This is a genomic window from Streptomyces sp. IBSBF 3136, assembly GCF_036815105.1.
GTDB lineage: Bacteria > Actinomycetota > Actinomycetes > Streptomycetales > Streptomycetaceae > Streptomyces.
Genome location: NZ_JAJSZC010000153.1, coordinates 15,596 through 18,942, shown reverse-complemented (window position 1 = coordinate 18,942; position 3,347 = coordinate 15,596). Strand labels below are relative to the sequence as shown.

General features: G+C 72.3%; 4 protein-coding genes and 1 pseudogene. 1 reads left to right on the top strand and 4 read right to left on the bottom strand.

The genetic code is table 11. The features are described from left to right. The first annotated feature begins 148 nt into the window (after positions 1-148). Entirely contained in the window at positions 149-1,357 is a 1,209-nt protein-coding gene (serB, locus tag V7E45_RS27510; protein ID WP_333776897.1) for a phosphoserine phosphatase SerB, read from the top strand. Between the two features lie 126 nt (positions 1,358-1,483). Here the strand turns inward: serB and V7E45_RS27505 are convergent, their stop codons facing one another. From V7E45_RS27505 to V7E45_RS27490, 4 genes and pseudogenes are all read right to left on the bottom strand, one after another. Then, complete coding sequence (locus V7E45_RS27505; protein ID WP_333776896.1) at positions 1,484-2,002, bottom strand: SixA phosphatase family protein; 519 nt, start codon at positions 2,000-2,002, stop codon at positions 1,484-1,486. Between the two features lie 78 nt (positions 2,003-2,080). Next, positions 2,081-2,290 carry a hypothetical protein gene (locus tag V7E45_RS27500; protein ID WP_333776895.1) on the bottom strand — a complete coding sequence of 70 codons (210 nt, stop codon included), beginning with the start codon at positions 2,288-2,290 and terminating at the stop codon, positions 2,081-2,083. A gap of 193 nt (positions 2,291-2,483) precedes the next feature. After that, positions 2,484-2,600: an SGM_5486 family transporter-associated protein gene (locus V7E45_RS27495; RefSeq protein ID WP_269787331.1), complete on the bottom strand. Its 117-nt coding sequence runs from the start codon at positions 2,598-2,600 to the stop codon at positions 2,484-2,486. A gap of 54 nt (positions 2,601-2,654) precedes the next feature. Beyond that, a pseudogene (locus tag V7E45_RS27490) lies at positions 2,655-3,347 on the bottom strand (MFS transporter); the annotation flags it as partial.

Sequence of the window (3,347 nt, the reverse complement as noted above, 5' to 3'; positions counted from 1 at the left end):
GATGAGGCGGATCGGGCGGACCACGCGGGTCGGGTGGGCGTCGGTCCCGGGCAAGGTCCGCGACACCGGCCGGACACCCATTGTTCCGTGTCCGTCAGGCGGACCGGGCGGGCGGAAGGCACTGGGTGCCGGATACGGTGGTGACACCATGAGCGCTTCGCAGACCTCCGAGGTCCCCACTCTCCTCGTCAAGATCTTCGGCAAGGACAGGCCGGGCATCACGGCCGGCCTCTTCGACACCCTCGCCGCCTACGCCGTCGACGTCGTCGACATCGAGCAGGTCGTCACCCGGGGCCGCCTGGTGCTGTGCGCGCTGGTCACCCACCCGCCGGCCGGCCTGGAGGGCGACCTGCGGGCGACGGTGCACAGCTGGGCCGAGTCGATGAAGATGCAGGCGGAGATCATCTCGGGACACGGCGACAACCGTCCCCGCGGTCTCGGGCGCTCCCTGGTGACGGTGCTCGGCCACCCGCTCACCGCCGAGTCGACGGCCGCCATCGCCGCCCGGATCGCCAAGGCCGGCGGCAACATCGACCGTATCTTCCGTCTCGCCAAGTACCCGGTGACCGCCGTGGAGTTCGCCGTCTCCGGGGTGGAGACCGAGCCGCTGCGCACGGCCCTGGCCTCGGACGCGGCGGCACTGGGTGTCGACATCGCCGTCGTCTCCGCCGGTCTGCACCGGCGCGCCCAGCGGCTGGTGGTCATGGACGTGGACTCGACCCTCATCCAGGACGAGGTCATCGAGCTGTTCGCGGCGCACGCCGGGTGCGAGGACAAGGTCGCCGAGGTGACGGCGGCGGCGATGCGCGGCGAGCTGGACTTCGAGCAGTCGCTGCACGCGCGCGTGGCGCTGCTGGAGGGGCTGGACGCCTCGGTGGTGGAGAAGGTGCGCAACGAGGTGCGGCTGACGCCGGGCGCGCGTACGCTCATCCGCACGCTGAAGCGCCTCGGCTTCCAAGTCGGCGTCGTGTCCGGCGGGTTCACCCAGGTCACGGACGATCTGAAGGAACGCCTCGGGCTGGACTTCGCGCAGGCCAACACGCTGGAGATCGTCGACGGCAGGCTGACCGGGCGGGTCACCGGCGAGATCGTGGACCGCGCGGGCAAGGCGCGGCTGCTGCGTCGGTTCGCCGCGGAGGCCGGGGTGCCGCTGGTGCAGACGGTGGCGATCGGTGACGGCGCCAACGACCTCGACATGCTGAACGCGGCCGGTCTCGGTGTCGCCTTCAACGCCAAGCCGGTGGTCCGCGAGGCCGCGCACACGGCCGTGAACTTCCCCTTCCTGGACACGGTGCTCTACCTGCTGGGCATCACCCGCGAAGAGGTCGAGGCGGCCGACACCCACGACGAGGGCTGAGCCGCCCGGCGGCGGCTCGCGCTCCGGAGACACGCGGTCCGAACCCGAGGGCTCCGGACGCGAAGGCCTCGGACGCGAGGAGGGCCCGGCACCGCGCGGTGCCGGGCCCTCCTGTCGTGCGTGCCGTCACTCGGAGGGCGCCCAGTAGTCCGTCAGGGTGGCCACACCCGGCTCCAGGCTCTTCCAGGTGCCGTCGAAGGTGAGCACCGCGAAGCCGGCGGCGGGGAAGCCACGGCGGTTCATCCGCTGCCGGGCGTCGCCCTCGGCGTCGCCGGCCAGGATCTCGGCCAGGCCGTGGACGCCCGGGTTGTGCCCGATCAGGATCGCGTTCCGCACGTCGTCCGGGATCTCGTTGAGCACGGCGATCAACTCGCCGGGCGAGGCCTCGTAGACCCGCTCCTCGTAGTGGGTCTTCGGCCGGTGCGCCAGTTCGTGGACGGCGAGCTTCCAGGTCTCACGGGTCCGGACCGAGGTGGAGCACAGGGCCAGGTCGAAGGTGACGGCGGTGTCGGCCAGCTTGCGTCCGGCGACGGCGGCGTCCATGCGGCCCCGCTCCGCGAGCGGGCGCTCATGGTCGGACACCGGGGGCCAGTCTGCTTTCGCATGCCGGAAGAGGACGATCTCACGGGGTTCTGCGACGCTCATGAGATCCAGCTTCGCATGAAACAGGCCACCCGGCGCAGGGAGTTGACATGCGATTTCACCGGATGCGCAGGCTCGGTGTCAGCGTGCGAGGAGCTGCTGCAGGCGTTCGAGGAGCTGGGTGATCGCCGGGTCGCCGCTCGCCGCGTGGGCCTGGGACGGGTTCAGTATCAGCCCGAACAGCGTGATGAAGGCGAGTGTCGGCAGGGCGAGCGCCCACCAGCGCAGCCGGATGTCGACGCCACCGCCCGAAGGCGCCGGGTGGGGCCGGGAGTGGGTGCGGGCCGGCATGGTCGCCTCCGTGGGGCATCGAGTGGTTCTGGCCGCCTGTCGCGGTCACACCTCGAAGCTACGGAATCCGGGGCCGCCGACCCATCCGGTGACCCACCCACTTGACCCTGACCCTGGCCCCCTAGGGGATGGTGGGGCCAGCCCCACCATCGGGCGCCGCGGCAGGGTCGGGCCGGATCAGGACGAGGTGAGGTCAGGGCGAGGCGATCGTCGCGATGATGGCGATGATCACGAAGATGGCGAGGAACGAGCCGAAGACGAGCAGCATCTTCTTCTGGCCGTTCTGGGGGTTCGGGTCGAGCACGGGCATGCGGCCAGTGTCCCACCTCCCGCGCCCGCCCCTCGCCCCGGGGTGCGGCCGGCCTCAGCGTGTCGCCGCGGCCTCGTCCTCCACGACGCGGTCGCGGCCGGCCAGGAAGCCCACGACCATCTGGGGCAGCATCAGGGCCGCCATCAGGGCGATCGGCAGGCCCCAGCCGCCGCTGTGCTGGTAGAGGACGCCGACCAGCAGCGGTCCGGGGATGGAGATCAGGTAGCCGGTGCTCTGGGCGAAGGCGGACAGCTGCCCCACGCCGGGCCCGGTACGGGCGCGCATCCCGACCATCGTCAGCGCCAGCGGGAACGCGCAGTTGGAGATGCCGAGCAGCACCGCCCAGGCCCAGGCGCCGGCGGCCGGAGCGAAGTACAGGCCCGCGTACCCGGCGAGGCCGCAGGCGCCCAGGACCAGCACGATCGGCCCCTGGTGGGGCAGCCGGGTGGCCACCCGCGGGATCACGAAGGCCAACGGCACGCCCATCACCATGGTGACGGCCAGGAGGATGCCCGCGGTGCCGGCCGGGACACCGGCGTCCCGGAAGATCTGCGCCATCCAGCCCATGGTGATGTAGGCGGCGGTGGCCTGGAGCCCGAAGAAGACGGCGAGCGCCCAGGCGGTGCGGCTGCGGGTGATGCGCAGCGGGGCCGGGGCCTGCTGCCGCCGCTCCCCGGCCGGGCTTCCGGGCTCCGGGGCCGGGGCGGGGAAAGCCTCCCACGCCCGCCCCGGCGCACGGTGTGTGCC

What these genes read in the sequence shown, in the direction of transcription:
- serB (WP_333776897.1), top strand. Translation starts at nt 149, where the DNA reads ATGAGCGCTTCGCAGACCTCCGAGGTCCCCACTCTCCTCGTCAAGATC.
- V7E45_RS27505 (WP_333776896.1), bottom strand. Translation starts at nt 2,002, where the DNA reads ATGAGCGTCGCAGAACCCCGTGAGATCGTCCTCTTCCGGCATGCGAAA.
- V7E45_RS27500 (WP_333776895.1), bottom strand. Translation starts at nt 2,290, where the DNA reads ATGCCGGCCCGCACCCACTCCCGGCCCCACCCGGCGCCTTCGGGCGGT.
- V7E45_RS27495 (WP_269787331.1), bottom strand. Translation starts at nt 2,600, where the DNA reads ATGCCCGTGCTCGACCCGAACCCCCAGAACGGCCAGAAGAAGATGCTG.